This window comes from Collinsella aerofaciens (assembly GCF_028207065.1).
In the GTDB taxonomy this organism is placed as follows: Bacteria; Actinomycetota; Coriobacteriia; order Coriobacteriales; family Coriobacteriaceae; genus Collinsella; species Collinsella aerofaciens_AR.
This window is the reverse complement of record NZ_JAQLFP010000018.1, coordinates 1-17613: the sequence shown is the minus strand read 5'-3', so window position 1 is coordinate 17613 and position 17613 is coordinate 1. Positions and strand designations below refer to the sequence as shown.

Annotated in this window: 16 protein-coding genes and 1 other RNA gene; 5 read left to right on the top strand and 12 right to left on the bottom strand. The window is 60.7% G+C overall.

From position 1 onward, the window contains the following. The 4 genes from modB to PMX72_RS06355 all read right to left on the bottom strand — a co-directional run bounded on the left by modB (nt 1) and on the right by PMX72_RS06355 (nt 4341). The gene (gene modB / locus PMX72_RS06370) at nt 1-1443 is read right to left on the bottom strand and encodes a molybdate ABC transporter permease subunit (RefSeq protein ID WP_271729686.1); all 1443 of its coding nucleotides are present in this window, start codon (nt 1441-1443) and stop codon (nt 1-3) included. Nucleotides 1444-1511: 68 nt separating this feature from the next. Beyond that, nucleotides 1512-2384 (bottom strand): molybdate ABC transporter substrate-binding protein, encoded by an 873-nt coding sequence (gene modA, locus PMX72_RS06365; protein WP_271729687.1) that lies wholly within the window; start codon nt 2382-2384, stop codon nt 1512-1514. A 204-nt stretch (nt 2385-2588) separates the two neighbouring features. After that, the gene (locus tag PMX72_RS06360; protein ID WP_271729688.1) at nt 2589-3068 is read right to left on the bottom strand and encodes a MogA/MoaB family molybdenum cofactor biosynthesis protein; all 480 of its coding nucleotides are present in this window, start codon (nt 3066-3068) and stop codon (nt 2589-2591) included. Between the two features lie 10 nt (nt 3069-3078). Beyond that, on the bottom strand, nt 3079-4341 hold the full coding sequence (locus PMX72_RS06355; protein WP_271729689.1) for a molybdopterin molybdotransferase MoeA: 1263 nt from the start codon (nt 4339-4341) through the stop codon (nt 3079-3081). A gap of 211 nt (nt 4342-4552) precedes the next feature. Between PMX72_RS06355 and PMX72_RS06350 the strand changes: the two genes are divergently transcribed. Then, on the top strand, nt 4553-5974 hold the full coding sequence (locus PMX72_RS06350; protein WP_271729690.1) for a chloride channel protein: 1422 nt from the start codon (nt 4553-4555) through the stop codon (nt 5972-5974). Nucleotides 5975-6061: 87 nt separating this feature from the next. Further along, a complete protein-coding gene (locus PMX72_RS06345; RefSeq protein WP_271729692.1) occupies nt 6062-7024 on the top strand; it encodes a diacylglycerol/lipid kinase family protein in 963 nt (320 codons plus the stop codon). A gap of 21 nt (nt 7025-7045) precedes the next feature. Here the strand turns inward: PMX72_RS06345 and PMX72_RS06340 are convergent, their stop codons facing one another. From PMX72_RS06340 to PMX72_RS06325, 4 genes are all read right to left on the bottom strand, one after another. After that, nucleotides 7046-7426, bottom strand: a complete 381-nt coding sequence (locus tag PMX72_RS06340) for a peptide chain release factor family protein (RefSeq protein ID WP_416378027.1) — start codon at nt 7424-7426, stop codon at nt 7046-7048. A gap of 83 nt (nt 7427-7509) precedes the next feature. Further along, nucleotides 7510-8088 (bottom strand): xanthine phosphoribosyltransferase, encoded by a 579-nt coding sequence (locus PMX72_RS06335; RefSeq protein ID WP_089571612.1) that lies wholly within the window; start codon nt 8086-8088, stop codon nt 7510-7512. A 157-nt stretch (nt 8089-8245) separates the two neighbouring features. Continuing rightward, on the bottom strand, nt 8246-9550 hold the full coding sequence (locus tag PMX72_RS06330; protein ID WP_271729693.1) for an MFS transporter: 1305 nt from the start codon (nt 9548-9550) through the stop codon (nt 8246-8248). Nucleotides 9551-9692: 142 nt separating this feature from the next. Further along, nucleotides 9693-10976 (bottom strand): O-acetylhomoserine aminocarboxypropyltransferase/cysteine synthase family protein, encoded by a 1284-nt coding sequence (locus PMX72_RS06325; RefSeq protein WP_128620018.1) that lies wholly within the window; start codon nt 10974-10976, stop codon nt 9693-9695. A 234-nt stretch (nt 10977-11210) separates the two neighbouring features. Here PMX72_RS06325 and PMX72_RS06320 point away from each other — a divergent pair, with 234 nt between their 5' ends. After that, entirely contained in the window at nt 11211-11657 is a 447-nt protein-coding gene (locus PMX72_RS06320) for a C-GCAxxG-C-C family protein (protein WP_089571609.1), read from the top strand. Between the two features lie 67 nt (nt 11658-11724). Here the strand turns inward: PMX72_RS06320 and PMX72_RS06315 are convergent, their stop codons facing one another. The 3 genes from PMX72_RS06315 to rpsA form a co-directional block, all read right to left on the bottom strand. Continuing rightward, nucleotides 11725-12363 carry a YigZ family protein gene (locus PMX72_RS06315; protein ID WP_271729694.1) on the bottom strand — a complete coding sequence of 213 codons (639 nt, stop codon included), beginning with the start codon at nt 12361-12363 and terminating at the stop codon, nt 11725-11727. Between the two features lie 213 nt (nt 12364-12576). Continuing rightward, nucleotides 12577-12938, bottom strand: an RNA gene (gene rnpB, locus PMX72_RS06310) — RNase P RNA component class A. Nucleotides 12939-13261: 323 nt separating this feature from the next. Next, the gene (gene rpsA, locus PMX72_RS06305) at nt 13262-14428 is read right to left on the bottom strand and encodes a 30S ribosomal protein S1 (RefSeq protein WP_022095232.1); all 1167 of its coding nucleotides are present in this window, start codon (nt 14426-14428) and stop codon (nt 13262-13264) included. A gap of 315 nt (nt 14429-14743) precedes the next feature. Here rpsA and PMX72_RS06300 point away from each other — a divergent pair, with 315 nt between their 5' ends. Further along, nucleotides 14744-15502 carry an HAD family hydrolase gene (locus PMX72_RS06300; protein ID WP_271729695.1) on the top strand — a complete coding sequence of 253 codons (759 nt, stop codon included), beginning with the start codon at nt 14744-14746 and terminating at the stop codon, nt 15500-15502. On the opposite strand, the gene PMX72_RS06295 is transcribed toward PMX72_RS06300, so the two are convergent. Next, on the bottom strand, nt 15499-16818 hold the full coding sequence (locus PMX72_RS06295) for an L-cysteine desulfidase family protein (protein ID WP_271729696.1): 1320 nt from the start codon (nt 16816-16818) through the stop codon (nt 15499-15501). The genes PMX72_RS06300 and PMX72_RS06295 overlap by 4 nt on opposite strands. Before the next feature lie 270 nt (nt 16819-17088). On the opposite strand from PMX72_RS06295, the gene rpiB reads away from it, so the two are divergent. Next, nucleotides 17089-17556, top strand: a complete 468-nt coding sequence (gene rpiB / locus PMX72_RS06290) for a ribose 5-phosphate isomerase B (protein ID WP_006234151.1) — start codon at nt 17089-17091, stop codon at nt 17554-17556. The last annotated feature ends 57 nt before the right edge of the window (nt 17557-17613 follow it).

Sequence of the window (17613 nt, the reverse complement as noted above, 5' to 3'; positions counted from 1 at the left end):
TTATCGACCTCCCTGCGGTGCTGCGTCGTCGCGCATAAGCTCGGCCAGCGCCTCGCGATCGATGCGCAAGGCATCGCCGCCGACCGGGTCGAGCGAATCGGTCTGGCTGCCCAGCCGCTTGGCCTGCTTGCGCTCCGCGCGGGACAGGCCGCGCTCGCGGTACTTTTGCGAATGCGCCGTGTACATATTGATGAACAAAATGACCAGGAAACTAAACACGATCACGACGACGACCCAAAAGAGGGCCACCGACGTGTTGCCGCCCATCCACTCAAAGTAGATGGCGATGGGAATGGTCTGCGTAATACCGGCGTAGTTGCCCGCAAAGAACAGGGTGCAGCCAAACTCGCCCATCGCGCGGGCAAAGGCGAGCACCGTGCCGGCGGCAATCGAGGGCCAGCCGAGCGGCATCATGAGCTTGGTAAAGATGCGACACTCGGACCATCCCAAGGTTCGCGCGGCGTCGAGCATCTGCGTGTCGAGGCTCTCGAAGGCTCCGAGTGCCGTACGATAGACGAGCGGGAACGACACCACCACGGCAGAGATCACCGCCGCCGGCCACGTAAAGACAATCGAGATGCCATGCGCGATGAGCCACTGGCCCACCCCGGTCGAGCGGCCAAACAGCATGAGGAGCAGAAAGCCACAAACCGTGGGCGGCAGCACCATAGGAATCGTAAAGACCGAATCGAGCAGGCCCTTGATGCGACTCGAGGTACCCATAGTCTTCCACGCGGCGAACAGGCCCAGCGCAAAGGAGATCAGCAGGGCAAGGCCGCTCGTTTTAACGGACACCCAAAACGGGCGATAGTCGATGTCGCCCAAAAAGGAAGCCAGAGAGGTCAAGGGCCCCTGCTCATCCCGCAACGCGACAGACGACGCCTCTACCATTTGAGCGCTATCAAGCCAACGCGCGCCGCCCTTGGCATCACCCGAGGCTGACGCAATCACCACATAGCGGTCCCCATCCGCACCACGCACATCAAAGCCATAGGTATACCCGCCGGCATCAAACGTTGTTTCCGCCGTGACATACCAAGGAAGATCCACGTCCCCTAGCTGCGCACCTCCCATGCAGTTTGCGCTGTCGAGCTCACAGACAAGGGCCTTGAGACCCGATACGCACTCGTTGTCCTGCGGATCCAATCCATACTTCTCGACTGCCTTGGGCGATATCCACACCACAACGCGATCGGCAGCGGGCGCCACTACAAGGTCCACGTCCTCGTCAACGGGAAACCGGTAGCCCTCAGGCTGGCCCTCCATGGCACGAGCGGTCCCCTTGGACAGCCGCTCAAAACCCTCGATCCCATAGGAAAGCCCATGAGCGGTCGCAGCAACCTGGGCCCCGTCCTCAGCGTCCCCAGCAAACGCAAATCCCGGCACCCAGCAAAGCGCGAGGGTCAAAGCACAGGCGACAAGCATGCGGAATCTATTAAGCACGAAAAGCTCCAAGCGAATACAAGGACGGAGTGAAACACAAAACGATGGAATTATCGCGCCAAGCCGCACTACGCGGAAAGCTCAAAGCTGTACTTAGCCCAAATCTTCTGAGCCTTCTTGCTGGACAGGCAAAAGTCGATGAACGCCTTGGCCTCGTCGGCGTGCTCGGAGCTCTCGGCAACGGCACCCGGGTACACGATGGGCTTGTGCGAATCCTCGGGGCACACGAAGGCTTCCTCGATGCCGTCGTAGCGGAAGATGTCAGAGCTGTAGACAAAACCGGCCACGCAGTCGCCTGTGGACACATAGGCGGCGGCGGTACCAACTTTGTCTGCCAGTGCGACCTTGTCGGCGATCTCGGGAGCGTACTCGCCGTCTTCGCCCTCGGCGCCGGTATAGAGGCCCACGGAGGCCAGGGCCTGGTTGGCGTACTTGCCGGCGGGAACGGCCTTGGCGTCGCCAATGGCGATCTTGCCGTCCAGATTCGCGACGTCGGCGATGGCCTCGACTTTGGTGTCGGAGCCCTCGGCGCGAATGATCACGAGGTCGTTGACGAACATATCCTCACGGGTGTCGACGTCGACGAGCTCGGCGGCTTCGGCGTCGTCCATGGTGCCCTTGGAGGCCGTGATGAGCACATCGGCCGTGGCGCCGGCACGCATCTGCTCGACGAGGTCGCCGGAGGCCTTAAACTGCGTGTCGGCAAAGGTGGTGCCGGTCTGATCGGTGTAGAGCTCCTGGACCTCGGGCAGGGCCTTCTCGAGAGAGTTGGCAGCGAAGACCTGCAGCTCGACAGCTTTCTTGGAAGATGCCTTAGCAGAACCGGCATCGGAGCCAGTCGGCTCAGACGTCTTGTTGCCGGAGCAGCCGGCAAGGCCAAGGCCGGCAGCGGCGACAGCAGAGAGCGAGACGAATCCGCGGCGAGAAACCATATCGAACATGTTCAACCCTTTCGAACGATACACCCGGGCACCTCGCCGCAGGCTTTATTCTGTAATTAGATTATACTTCGGTGCGAATAATGATTCTGAGAAATTATTCTTGTCTGAGAATATAGTTTCAGGCATGCCTACAGAATGCCGTCCCCTTGGGCACAAATAATAGGCGGAGCAGCCGTTCAGGTCGCCCCGCCGCAGGTAAACCGCTTAGTTGGTATGTCCGCCGCCCGCTGTCATTTGGGCTGCATGCTCCAGCTGATCGCTCACGGCCTCCCAGCTTTCGCGGGCGGCCTTCGTAGAACCGGGAAAGTTTACGACAAGTGTATGACCTCGTTGCATGCAAATAGCGCGCGAGAGCATAGCGCGGTGCGTCTTGGTCATGGAGTACGCACGGATCGCCTCTGCAATACCCGGCACATCGCGGTCGCAGACGGCACGCGTCGCCTCGGGCGTCACATCGCGCATCGAAAGTCCCGTGCCGCCGCAGGTGAGCACGACATTGGCGTGGCACTCATCGGCGGCTTCCACAATGGCATCACCGATCTCGCTGACGTCGTCGCGCACGACCACATGCGAGGCGACCATCCAGCCCTGCGCCTCGATAAGTTCCTCGAGTGCGGCTCCAGCCTCGTCCTGGGCAAGATCGCGCGTGTCCGAGCACGTCACGATCGAAATCTTTAACTCCATAACATTCCTCCTATAGCACCGTGCCCTCAGGCAGGTCGACTCGCACGACATCCACGACATCGCCCGCCTTGAGGTCGCACGGCCCTTCGTCAATACGCAGCAGACAGTTGGCCCGCTGCATCGTGCCGAGCAGCGCCGAATTCTGCGTCTTGGCCTCGGTCACCAACAGCTCACCGGTCTCGGGGTCGCGCAAAACCGTGGCGCGATCGAAGAAGCGGCGATGCTGTCGCTTTTTCACGCCGTGCGTCAATATCGCCTGCTGCACGGGACGCGTACCCTCGGCAAAGCCGCGCATCTTGCGGATCGCGGGGCGGGCGAGCATCTCAAAGCCCACATACGCCGCCGCGGGATTGCCCGAAAGCCCCAAATACGGCTTGCCCCCAAGCAGGCCAAACGTGATGGCTTTGCCAGGACGCATCGAGATGCGGTCGAAGAGCACCTCGCCCTCGCGCCGGACGAGCGCCGTCACGTAGTCGTAATCGCCCGCAGAGGCGCCGCCGCTCGTAATGACAAAATCGCACTCCTGCACGGCGCGATGCACCAGCTCGGCAATCGCCTGCTCATCATCGGGCGCAATGCCATAGAACACCGGCTCGGCGCCGGCATCGAGCGCTTCGGCCATCAACGCCGACGAGTTGGAGTCGCGAATCTGCCCGCGCGCCGGCAGCTCACCCGGCGCGACCAGCTCCGTGCCCAGCGAGATAATGCCCACACGCGGCGCGGCATGCACCTTCACGCTCGCATACCCGGCGCTCGCCAGCAGGCCAGCGCCGGCCGGGGCCACAACCTCGCCGGCGTGCATCACAACATCGCCGACATGGGCCTCCTCGGCGGCAGAGCGAACGTTCTCCCCTACCCTGGCAGGCGCCGAGAAGCTCACGTGCGAGCCCTCGTTGCCGTCGCCGTCAAGCACCTCGACGATCTCGTATTTCACCACGGCATCGGCACCTTCGGGTACCGGCGCGCCCGTCATGATGCGGACCGTCTCGCCCACGCCGACCACGCCCTCAAAGACATGGCCCGCGGCCTCGTGTCCGATAACGTCGAGCGTCACCGGCGCCTCGCCAGATGCCTGCGCCAAGTCCGCCGAGCGCACGGCATATCCGTCCATAGCGCTGTTGGCAAACGGCGAAATGTCGATATCGGCCACCGCGTCCTCTGCCAAGGGAAGACCGGCGGCCTGCCACACGGGAATCTCGACAACTTCGGTGCGATTCACGTGCGACAAGACGATCGCCTGTGCGTCCTCCAACGGAATGAGCTTCTCAGCCATATGCACCTCTTAATGCCACGGCGCACAACAGGAGCGCCGATTCTTTATGCTTGTCTCAGTATAATCCCCCGACGCACGACCGCGACTCGGCCTGTACCCGCAAATACACCTGTCGGTTGCAAGCCACGAAACAGAATGTAAACCAACCCACCGGCTCGTCGCGTTTACCGCGTTTTATAATGCTCGTGTTGCAACCCAAAAAGAGGAACGTATGGCTTTTACCGACAAACCCGAAAGCGCAAACGAGGCGCAGGATCATTCCCAGCCGCTCGACGACGGCGGCCTTTTCTCCCTTAACGACGTCATCATGGCAGGCAGGCAACAGCTCACCCGCTCCGAGCATCTCTTGGCTGCCGACACGCGCCGCAACGCCCGCAACCTACTCGCAAGCGCCAAGCTGCTCGTGCTCGTAGTTATCGTCTCGCTCGCCATGGGCGTTGCCGCTTGGGCGTTTTTGGCCTCGCTGAATATCGCGACCGACTATCGCGAGCACCATGAGTGGATTTACGCGCTGCTCCCCGTTGTGGGCGTTGCCACCGCATGGGTGTACAAAAACCACGGCCTCGCCGCCAAGCGTGGCAACAACCTGGTCATCGACTCCGCTCTGGGCACACGTCTCATCCATATGCGCATGGCCGTCCTCACCTTCGTCTGTTCCACGCTCACGCACCTAACGGGCGGATCGGCCGGTCGCGAGGGAGCCGCGGTGCAGATTGGCGGCACCATCGCCAGCAACATCTCGAACCTTGCCCACCTCAAAAAGCATGACCACCACGACCTCATGCTCGCCGGCATCTCGTCGGCCTTTGGCGCCGTATTCGGTTCGCCCCTTGCCGGAGCTTTCTTTGGCATGGAGATGTGCTTTATCGGCAAGATCGACTACACCGCGGGCATCTACTGCCTGGTCGCCTCGTTTACCGGCTACTTTACATCACTCGCCCTGGGTACCGAGTACGAAGCGAATGTCATTGCCAACGTTCCCAACATGACGCCCAAAACGGTCGTTATCGTTGTTATCAGCGCAATTATCTTCGGCCTGACGGCACGCCTCTTTGCCTGGTCGGTTCGAACAGTCAAGAACCTGTACGGTCGCTTTATCACCAATTACCTCATTCGCGCACTTATAGGCGCACTCGTGGTTTTGGCCGCCTATGCCCTCCTCGACGCCTGGGACTACGCCGGCCTTTCCACGTGGCTTTCCGGCGCCGGATTTGCAGGCAACACCACCCTGGCGGACGCAGTCATCAAGTTGGTCGTCACAGCGCTTACCCTGGGCGCGGGCTTCCAAGGCGGCGAGGTCACGCCCCTGTTTGGCATCGGTGCGGCACTCGGTGGCTGGATCGGTTGCCTTACCGGGCTCGACCCCAGTTTTCTGGCGGCTCTCGGCATGCTCGGCGTGTTCTGCGCCGGCCTCAACGTGCCCATCACCACCTGCATGATGGCCATCGACCTGTTCCACGGCACGGCCGCCGGGTTCTTTGTCATCGTGGCCTTTATCAGCTACCTAACCGGCGGACACCGCGGCGTGTACCCCGCCCAGCGCATCATCTCACCCAAGCGCCGTTCGCTTATTGTGGATGAGGGCGGTACGGTAGCGGATGCTATCGAGCGCCACAACGACCTGATAGAGTAGACGTTAGTATTCGCCGTGCAGCCACAATCGGGGACAATTCGACCCGAGCGCGACCGCACCGTCACGTTATACGCCGGGAGTCGCCCCATGCACGCAACTGATTTTGGTCGCACGCTCATCATCGCCAACCCAGCCGCCCAGTCGGGTGCGGCGCGCGAGGTCGCTGAGCGCCTGCAGCGCTTTTTAGACATGACCGCGCGCTCATCCCAGTTTGACTTGGTACTGACCGAGCGCATGGGGCATGCCAAGGAACTTGCCGCACAGGCCCAGGGCTACCGCACCGTTATCGCTCTTGGCGGCGACGGCGTGATCCACGAGGTCGTCAATGGGCTTATGAAGCAAAAGCAGGACGCCCGCCCCGCCCTTGCCGTCCTGCCCGTGGGCTCCGGCAACGATTTTGCCCAAACGCTCGGTATCGACGATTTCTCCGGCAAGGATTTTGGCGCGCTGCTCACCTGCGAGCTGCAACGTCAGGACATCGGGCGCATTCGCTCATGGAACCCCGCAAGCGGTAGCGGCGAGGCGACGGTCGAGTATTATGACCAGACGCTTTCGGTCGGCATCGATGCCGCCATCGGCCTTGGCACCACCGAGCTGCGCAAAAAGACCGGCTTGACAGGCGCGCCGCTCTACACCCTCTCGGGACTTGAGCAGTTTGGCCTACGCTATCGCAACTATCCCATGACAGTCAGCTTTGACGGCGCGCCCGCCGAGCGCGTGCGGGCGATTATCATGGCGATTCAGCTGGGCCCCACCTATGGCTCGGGCTATCGCATCTGCCCCGATGCCGACCCCTGCGACGGCATACTCGATGTCTGCTACGCCTGCGGCCCCGTCCCCCGCGCCGTTGCCCTGCCTATGTTTCTTTCGGCCAAGGACGGCCACCACACCAAGTTGCCGCCGGTTCGTATGCGCCGCTGCCGCCATGCCGAGCTCACCTTCGAGCAGCCCGATTACCCCATCCAGGCCGACGGCGAGCCCATTGTCGCCTCGCGCATCGAGGTTGACGTCCTCGGCAGCGCCCTCCAAGTTTGGCACCCCGCCCGCTAGCAAGGCCAGTGGAGCAATCGACTACTCGTCGCTACCCGGCTTGCGACGGTTGGCCTTTTTAATGGCTTTGAAGTGCTTGTCATTAAGCCTGCGTTGGCGGGAGCGCTGAGGCACCTTGGTCTTTACGCGTCGGCGCGGCGGACGCCCACGACGCTCAAGCTCGGCGCGCAGCTTACGCAGGCAGCTCGAGCGATTTTGGAACTGGCTGCGGCTCTCGCGTGCCGTCACGGTAATCCCCGAGGGGATATGCTTCATGCGCACCGCTGAATCCGTCGTGTTCACGCCCTGTCCGCCCGGACCCGTCGCGCGAAACACCTGTACCTCGCAATCGCGCGCCAGCTCCTCGGCCGACACCTCGGCATAGCGCGCATACTCGCGCCACCCCATCTTGTTCTCATCCATATCAACACCTCCCCTCATACAAAAAATGTGACAAAGGGAAAGTCCCTTTGTCACATCGCATACCAATCGCTTGTGTTGCGCGCTTAGGCGAAGGTGATCTCGCCGTTCTCGCAGTCCATATCGGCAATGCGAGCCAGGCTCTCAACGCGGAAGCCGCGCTCGCGGAGCTTATCGCCACCGCCCTGGAAGCCCTTCTCCACCGCAATGCCAATGCCAGCAACCTCGGCACCCGCGGCCTCACAGATCTTGATAAGACCCTCAAGTGCGCAGCCGTTGGCCAGGAAGTCATCGATGATTAGGACCTTATCGCCCTCGGACAGGAAGCGCTTGCCCACGATGACCGGGTACTCCTTCTGCTTGGTAAAGGAGTAGATGGTCGTGGCATACTGCTCGCCGTCGAGGTTAATGGACTGGGCCTTCTTGGCAAAGACCACCGGCACGCCGCCAAAATGCTGAGCTGCAATGCAGGCCATGCCAATGCCCGAAGCCTCGATCGTCAGAATCTTGTTGATCTCGACGCCCTCGAACAGACGGGCCCACTCAGCGCCCATGTGATCGAACAGCTCAACGTCGCACTGGTGGTTGAGGAAGGCATCAACCTTAAGGACGTTACCGGCCTTTACGATGCCGTCATGGCGAATACGATCCTCAAGCTCCTGCATGGCGCAACCCCTTCTCGCGGCAACGATACCGCGCGATTAATAAACGTTGTTCGATAGTCTACCACGGACCGACCCCCGCCCGTCTCACAAGCCACATCGCACCACAAACCAGTCTTTTTGGGACGGCGCGAATCGTGGCAGACAGCCTCCCAACACGCTAATGGCGGGCGCGCATCTTCACCAAACGCACCATGGCGAGCGCAAAGCCCACAGCGGCCACAGCCATGAGCACGTAGAACACCGAGCGAAAGCCGAATAAGAACACATCCGGACGGCCTGCAACGAAACTGGTCACGGCCTCGCCCATCGCCACGCTCATCTGCCCATACAGGATATTTGACGCCACCGTAATACCGAGTGCCATGCCGGCGTAGCGCGCCAAACTGCCCAAGCTGCCAGCAAAACCGAGCGCTTCGCGCGGAGCCGAGCCCATGTACAGGGAGTTATTGGGGCTCTGGAAAATCGACGTGCCGCACGACATAAACGCGACGCAGCACACGATCACGGGGATGGAAGAGTGCTCGTCGAGCGTACTTACCGCAAAGAGACCGCACACGTACACACCCAGGCCGACCGCCGTGGGACCCTCGCAGCCAACACGGTCCGAAACCGTACCCGAAAGCGGCCCGATAAAGGCATTCACCATCGGCAGCGCCAAAAAGAGCAGTCCGGAAATATCGGAGCTAAAGCCATGGGCATCCTGGAAATAGAACGGCAGCACAAACTCAGATGCACCGATGCCGATAAACACAATAAGCATGCATGCCAAGTTAATCGTAAAAGCCGAACTCGCAAAGCAGCGACGCGCGGCCTCCGCCAGCGACATGGGGCGCTCACCGGCCTCCGGCTTAACATGCGGCAGTGTGTAAAGCCCCACGATAAACGAGATGACGCCAATGGGCAGGTTGATGAGGAAGATGCTATCCCAGGGAAAGCTTGCCACCAGCATGCCGCCGAGCACGGGACCACACATCATGCCGAGGGCCACGAAAGTCGCGAGGAGACCCATGGCACGACCGCGCTCGCGCGCCGGAAACGACTCGGTGATGATACCCATGTTGTTAGCCATGGCCGCCGCGCAACCGACTCCCTGAACAATACGTGCCAGGATAAGAACCTCGAGCGAGGCCGAAAGGCCGCACAGCAGCGAGCCGACCGTAAAGACGATGACGCCCAGTTGGAATACGCCCACCTTGCCGCGCACGTCGCCCAGACGGCCAAACGGCAGCATAGCCACGCATGTCGCAAGCAGATACACCGAGCTCACCAGCTGGATGCGGTCGAGGCCCACGCCCAGCTCCTTTTGCATCACGGGCAGTGCCACGGTCACGACGGTCGAATCCAGACACGCCATAAACGTCATGATGAGCACGGTAAACAGAATCGCCCATTTGTTCTTGCCATGGGTGTCGCCCTCTAGGGCAATGTGCTCGCGGCGAAGCTGCTCTGCGGTTTTCTCCATATCCATCCTTTCGAGTGGCGCAACACAAAAACGGGGCCCCAATCGCCTGCAAACAGCCGCGATTGGGGTCCCGCCTACGGAATCGGAACGTAAAGGTCGCCGAAGCCCTCTGTCGGCATCGGCGACTTATGCGAACGCTAGCCTAGCACTGCTCGAGAGCCTGCTCAAGGTCGGCAATCAGGTCGGCCGTGTCCTCGAGGCCGCACGACAGGCGCACCATGTCGGCGGAGATGCCACAGGCGATGAGCTCCTCATCGTTCATCTGGCGATGCGTGGCGTTAGCGGGATGCAGGCAGCAAGTGCGGGCGTCGGCCACATGCGTGGCGATCTGGGCGAGCTTGAGGCTCTTCATAAAGGTCTCGGCCGCCGCGCGACCACCGTTAAAGCCAAAGCTCACGACGCCACAAGTACCGTTGGGCATGTACTTCTGAGCCAGGTCATAGTATTTGTCGCCCTCCAGGCCCGGATAGCTCACAAAGCGTACCTTGGGATGGCTCTGCAGGAACTTGGCAACGGCCAGGCCGTTCTCGCAATGACGCGGCATGCGCACATGCAGGCTCTCGAGCGAGCTGTTCAAGAAAAACGCCGCCTGCGGGTTCTGCATGGGGCCGAGGTCGCGCATGAGCTGCGCGGTGGCCTTGGTAATGAAGGCGCCCTCGCGACCAAACTTCTCGGCATAGGTCACGCCGTGGTAGCTCTCGTCGGGCGTGGTGAGACCCGGGAACTTGTCCGCATGGGCCATCCAGTCAAACTGACCATGGTCGACGATCACGCCGCCCAGGTAGGCCGCATGCCCATCCATGTACTTGGTGGTAGAGTGCGTGACGATGTCGGCGCCCCACTCAAAGGGACGGCACATCACGGGCGTCGGGAAGGTGTTGTCGACCATCAGCGGCACGCCATGGTCGTGCGCGGCCTTGGCAAAGCGCTCAATGTCGAGCACGGCGAGGGCGGGGTTGGCGATGGTCTCGCCAAAGACGAGCTTGGTGTTGGGCCGGAAGGCTGCTTCCAGCTCCTCATCGGTGCAGTCGGGAGCAACGAACGTGCAGGTAACGCCCATGCGGCCCATGGTATGGGCAAGCAGGTTGTAGGTACCGCCGTAGATGGCAGAGCTCGCGACCACGTGATCGCCGGCACCGGCCACGTTAAAGATCGCGAGGAAGTTCGCAGCCATGCCCGAGCTCGTGAGCATCGCAGCAGTGCCGCCCTCCATCTCGCAGATCTTGGCGGCAACCAGATCACACGTGGGATTCTGCAGACGGCTGTAGAAGTAGCCCGACTCCTCCAGGTCAAACAGCTTGCCCATGTGCTCGGACGTGTCGTACTTCCACGTGGTTGACTGGTAGATAGGCACCTGACGCGGCTCTGCATCGCCCGGGCGATAACCGCCCTGAACACACGTGGTACCGATGGTCTGCTCGCTCATATCCAACTCCCTTACTTGGGTTTTGATTTTATTCGGTTCACGATACCGCTACCCCGCACCCCTCTCAACCCATCCCGCCGATAGGTTATGGGACAAATTAATCAGGTTTATTTGTCCCAAATCTTAAGAAAGTGTTCGATGGCGAAAAACAATGAGATATGCACTGCGGTCTCGATAAGCGAATGCGCCGGCAAGGGTACCATAGGCGGGTACACCATGAACAAGGAGACAACGATGAAGCAGATCGATACCACCCAGCTCAACACTGCCGCCTGCCAGGCTCAGGCTGCCGAGTACCACGCCCGCGGCTTTAACTGCGCCCAGGCTGTCGCTTGCACGCTCGCGCCCGCTGTGGGGCTCGACCCCCAGATCGCCTTTACCCTCACCGAGGGCTTTGGCGCCGGCATGGGCGGCATGACCGAGACCTGCGGCGCCATCTCGGGCGCCGTGGCCATCATGGGCTTTGTGATGAGCGACGGTATGGAGAACCCCAAGACCAAGGGCCAGACCTACAAGCTGTCGCGCGAGATTGCCAAGCGCTTTGGCGAGAAGAACACCACGACCGTCTGCGGCACGCTCAAAGGCGTCGGATCGGACCAGGGTCCGCTCCGCAGCTGCCCCGGCTGCATCGACGACGCCGTCGACATCGCCTGCGATGTGCTAAAGCAGCTCGCCGAGTAAACGGCGACAACATAAAACGACGGCCGGCGCGCTTGGGATTCATCCAAAAGCACGCCGGCCGTCGTCGTTAGAACTCGGCAAATTCGGGAGCGCCGACCTCAATCTCCTCACGCCCCGCCATAAGCTCGCGCATCTTAGCGCAAAACGGCTCTTGCTCCCCCGCTTTAAACACCAAGTGAAGTGTCACAGCATCCGCGTAATCGGTATCCGAAACCTTGGCACCCGAATCCTGCGCCAAGCGAAGCACCTGCTCATACTGTGGATAGGCCACATGCACATCAACCGGCACGACGCTCGTCATCTCGACGATCTGCCCGGCCTCCTGAGCCGCGGCCACCGCCGCCTGCGTCGCCGCGGTATAGGCGCGCACCAAACCACCAGGCCCCAACAGCGTGCCACCAAAATAGCGCGTTACTACGCAGCAAACATTTTTGAGCCCCGCACCGCGCAGCACCTCGAGCGTCGGCATACCACTCGTGCGGCTCGGTTCACCATCATCGCTCTGGCGCTCGCGTCCATCGACCAAAATCCACGCGGGAACATTGTGTCGAGCGTCATAATGACGCTTGCGAACCATCTCGATAAAGGCATTCGCCTCGTCCTCGGACTCAATATGGACCAGCTGGGCAATAAACCGGCTCTTGCGGTCCACAAACTCGCCCGAAACCTCAATATTCGATTGCAGAGTAAAATAGCTGTCCAACAAAGCCCCTCAACAAAATAAAGCGCAGCAACAAACAGCCTCAATAATACGATAACCCTAGTAAAAAGAATGGCAACGCCGATGATTCCGTCAACGAAAGCGAGAACCCGTCAGCGCGAGCAAGGTACCTTGAAAGCCGAGGGCATTGACCTTATGGTCATGCCCGAAGGTTTGAAAGGCAGATTGCCGCGCTGACGGGTTCGCAGCGTCAACAAAGTGCCGAGTGGGCCGATAAGCCGGGTTCTGTCGTGAACGGTCATTTATCTTGTCTGCACGTTACCGTGCAGCTCCACGCACGCTACCCGAACGCGGACCGGGCCGGCCCATAGCGTTCCTATTCGCGCTTGCTCCGGATGGGGCTTGCCAAGCCGCCGTGTTGCCACGACGCTGGTGGTCTCTTACACCACCGTTTCAGCTTTTCCCTTTACGCCTTGCGGCGCAGGTGGGAGTCTTCTTTTCTGCGGCGCTTTCCGTCGGATCACTCCGCCCGGCCGTTAGCCGGCATCCCGCCCTCTGGAGCCCGGACTTTCCTCACGCGTACTGCAAGCAGCACATCGCGCGACCGTCTGGCCCACTCAGCAGTGCAAGAGTGTAACACACCGTTACCGCAGGCAATGGCACAACGCAAACGCTCGACACGATAAACCAAGAACCGCCATGCGTTACAATGGTCCTGTCGATGGGCAACGTCGTCAGTCGAGACGCGACCGCGCTCCGCACCCCTCCGTCTACTCAGTGTGTTCCCGCCTCCTCCCCGAGGCGGGATGTCGGCTTTTTTCATGCACCGACAATCCAATAGCCTGTGGACAGCCCGGCAGCATTGCGCATCTCGGCGCCAAATGCAAAAAGGGACCCGTCCATTGCGGACGGATCCCTTAAAACAAGTGATCGTCAAACCGATTTACTCGGCGTCGGTCTCCTCGTCCTTCTTCTCGGAAGGCAGCGGGGTAACCTCGATCTCGACGCCCAGAGTCTCAGCAGCGGACTTCATGGACAGGGAAATACGACGACGGTCGAGGTCGATCTCCATGACCTTGACCTGAACCTTGTCGCCCACGTGGGTGACCTGAGAAGGCTGGTCGACGTGCTTGTTGGCCATCTCGGAGATGTGCACCAGGCCCTCGATGCCCTCGCCCAGGTCGACGAAAGCGCCGAACGGGACAAGCTTGGTCACAGTGCCCTCGACGATAGCGCCGACGGGGTACTTCTTGACCAGCGCGCGCCACGGATCCTCGGTGGTCTGCTTGAGACCCAGGGAGATGCGCTCGCGGTTGAGATCGACGTCGAGAACCTCGACCTCGACCTCCTGGCCGACCTTGACAACCTCGGAAGGATGGTTGACGTGGTTCCAGGAGAGCTCGGAGATGTGGATGAGGCCGTCGATACCGCCGAGGTCGACGAAGGCGCCGAAGTCGACGATGGAGGAAACGGTGCCCTGGAGACGCATGCCAGACTTGAGCTTGGACAGGATCTCGGAGCGCTCGGCCTTACGGGACTCCTCGAGCACGACGCGACGGGAGAGGACGACGTTGTTGCGGTTGCGGTCCATCTCGATGACGCGGGCCTCGATGCGGGTGCCCATGTAAGAGGTGAGGTCCTTGACGCGACGGAGGTCGACGAGGGAAGCGGGCAGGAAGCCACGCAGACCGATGTCGAGGATCAGGCCGCCCTTGACAACCTCGATAACCTCACCCTCGACGTTCTCGCCGGAGTTGAACTTCTCCTCGATGCGGTTCCAAGCACGCTCGTACTCGGCACGCTTCTTAGACAGGACCAGACGACCGTCCTTGTCCTCCTTCTGGAGAACCAGAGCCTCGATGGGATCACCGAGTGCAACGATGTCTGCAGGGTTAGCGTCCTTGCGGATGGACAGCTCGCGGACCGGGATAACGCCCTCGGACTTGAATCCGATGTCAACGAGCACCTCGTCATGCTCGATCTTAACGACAGTGCCGTTAACGAGATCGCCCTCATCAAAGTCGGTAATCGTACCGTCGATGAGGTTGTTCATCTCCTCCTCGTTGACATCGTCAAGAGAGAAAATGGACGAGTTCTGAATCTCACTCAAAGGTGGACCCCTTTCGAACTACGGGGCCCCGATTGCTAGGACCTACAGAAGGGTGCGACAAGCACACAACGTTTAGGAACACTCGGGAGCCGACAGATACTGATGTGACGCTTATGCAATCACGTTCGTATAGATTACGGGGAAATCACTTCGATTTCAAGCGTGAACTGCGATTTTTTACTCGTATGGAGACTTTTTCGCAATCTTGTGAACGACCGTCTCCACAAGTTGACGATAAGCAGCTAGGCATACTGCTTTGGGGTAAAGTATCCCAGACATACGATTCTGGAACGATTTTTCGAGAAAGGTGCCCGCGTGCTCAAAGCAGTCGTTTTCGATATGGACGAGACGCTTCTTAGCATTAACCTCAACGCGTTCATCCTTCGCTATTTTAAGGATGTCTCGTCGATGCTCGCGGATATCGGACGTCGCAGCCGCGGTGGCACGATGGCGCGCCTCGGTACCATCCTGGTCGACCTCAACGCCAATCGCCGCAACAGCACGGACAATCGCACCAATCTTGAGTTTTACCAGACCGAGGTTGAGCGCAGGTGTGGCATTTGCCTCTCCGACCCCCTCATCTACGAGGCCTTTACCTACTACGACCGCGAAGTGCTTCCATACAAGAATGACGACGCCATCAACGCCCATGCCATGCCGGGCGCACACGACGCGCTCCAGGCCGTACAGGACGCAGGACTGCGTTGCGCGCTCTTTACCAACCCCAGCTTTCCGCAAGGGGTCATCGAGTGCCGCATGGGTTGGGGCGACCTGGCCGACGCCCCCTTTGAGCTCGTCACGCACATGGGTAACGCCACCCGCTGCAAGCCCGATGCCGCCTACTATCTAGAGCAGCTTCAGGTGATGGGGCTCGAGCCACACGAGGTCCTTATGGTGGGCAACGACCCCAAGCGCGACTTCCCCAGCCCCGCCTGCGGCATTCAAACCGCCTATGTTGGCCAGGGAAAACCGGGACGCGCCACCTGGCACGGAACCATGGAAGACTTCGCCCGCGAATTTAACGCCGTAATCGAGGCCTTCTACGAACACCATGTAGCCGACGAACTGTCCTAACAGACCTGGGTTTTGCCGATCATGATGTTGAGGATCTCGACGTCGGTGTCCTTCATACCCACACGACCCACGTAGCCCATGCTGGCGATCGTCTGCTCGACAGTATCCTGGATCAGGCCCTCACCGGCGCGGAAACCGCGGCCCTGCATGGCCATATCGTGACCCAGAATCGCCGCATCAACGGCCGCGGAAATCTTGGCGGCACAGCTCGCCTTGGCGCCATCGCACACGATGCCGCCCACGTTGCCGAGCGTGTTCGAGACCGTCGCGCCGATCTGCTCGTGCGTGCCACCACACAGCCAGGTAATCGCAGCGCCGGCACCGCACGCGGCGCAAATAGCACCACAAAACGCCGAGAGCGCACCGATATAGCTCTTGATATGCACGGCAATAAGATCGGACAGCATCACGGCGCGCACCAGGCGCTCGTGGTCGCAGCGCAGGCACTCGGCATACTCCATAACGGGCAATGCGCAGGTAATGCCCTGATTGCCTGAGCCGCACACAATGGCGACCGGCAGCGCGCAGCCGTTCATGCGGGCGTCGGACCCGGCGGCCGCACGAGCACGGGCACGGCAGGCGACGTCATCGGCACGAGCGCCCAGCAGCGTACGGCCCACCTCGGCACCCCAAGCGTGCGCAAGACCCTCGGCGCTGATCGCACCGTTCAGCTCGATCTGACGCTCAACGGCAGCGCGGGCGCCTTCAACATTGCCGCCCTCGATAAAGTCGATAATGGACTCAATCGACATGGGCGTGTCGGCGCTATCTGCCGTACGCTCGGCCACGACGCGCTCGGCGCAGGCAGCACACTCCCCTGCTGACTTGCCGCATACCGGAATACCGTCGAGCGTATGGCATGTAACATTGGTGTGGTGGTCGGTAATCTCGACGACCGCGGTATGGCACCCGGCTGTGGCAGTCACCTTGATGTAGAGGTTGGGCACACCCTCGACAAGCGACACATCGCAGTAACCGGCATCGGCGAGCAGCTCGGCCACGCGAGCACGGTCTTCATCGTCAACGCTCTCGAGCACCTCGAGCGCACTCTTGGCGTCGCCGCCCACAGCACCCAGCACGGCCGCCGCTTCAATACCGTGCATGCCGCCCGAGTTGGGCACGGTCACGCTCTTAACGTTCTTGATGATGTTGCCCGAGCAGGCGACATCCATATGATCGGGTTCGCAACCGAGCGTCTGGCTCGCCAGCGCCGCTGCATAGGCAACGGCAATAGGCTCGGTGCAGCCGAGCGCACAGACAAGCTCGCGGTTCAAAACATCGCAAAACGCGGCATCACGAAGGGAATCGATAGGCATAGGAGTCTCCTGCTTGCATAACGGCCTTGGCTCTCAATAAAAGTTAGCTCCTTTATTTGATAACAATGCATCAAAAACCGCAACCATGGTTCCGGCGGACGGCGCTCAAGCGCAAACTGGCGGCATTATTCATGAGAAGCCGGTCTTGTTGCATGCTAAAGCGTTTGACCAAAAAACGCCCAAGCGTTTACGCAAAAGTCGCGCTATCATGCAGACGAACGCGGTAAAACCTTTAGCAATCTCGCCGCACAGACCAGAGAGGAACCATCTATGAAGATCGGTATCGGTAACGACCACGCCGCCGTCGAGCTCAAGAACATCATCTCCGAGCACCTGAAGGAGCGCGGCTGCGAGGTCGTGAACTTTGGCACCGACACCTCCGAGAGCTTTGACTACCCCATCGCCGGCTACAAGGTGGGTAAGGCCGTTGCCAACGGCGACGTCGACTTGGGCATCCTCATCTGCGGCACCGGCGTCGGTATCAGCCTGGCTGCCAACAAGGTAGAGGGCGTACGCGCCGTCGTGTGCTCCGAGCCCTTCAGCGCCAAGCTCTCCCGCATGCACAACAACACCAACGTGCTCGCCTTTGGCGCCCGCGTCGTGGGCTCCGAGCTCGCCAAGATGATCGTCGACGAGTGGCTCGACGCCGAGTTTGAGGGCGGCCGCCACGAGCGTCGCGTCAATCTCCTCAACGAGATCGACCACACGCGCGGCCTCAAGGTTGTCGACGAGGCCTAAACTACTCAGCGCCACAAGCTAACAGCAGGGGCCCGCTCGGAGCACATGTCCGAGCGG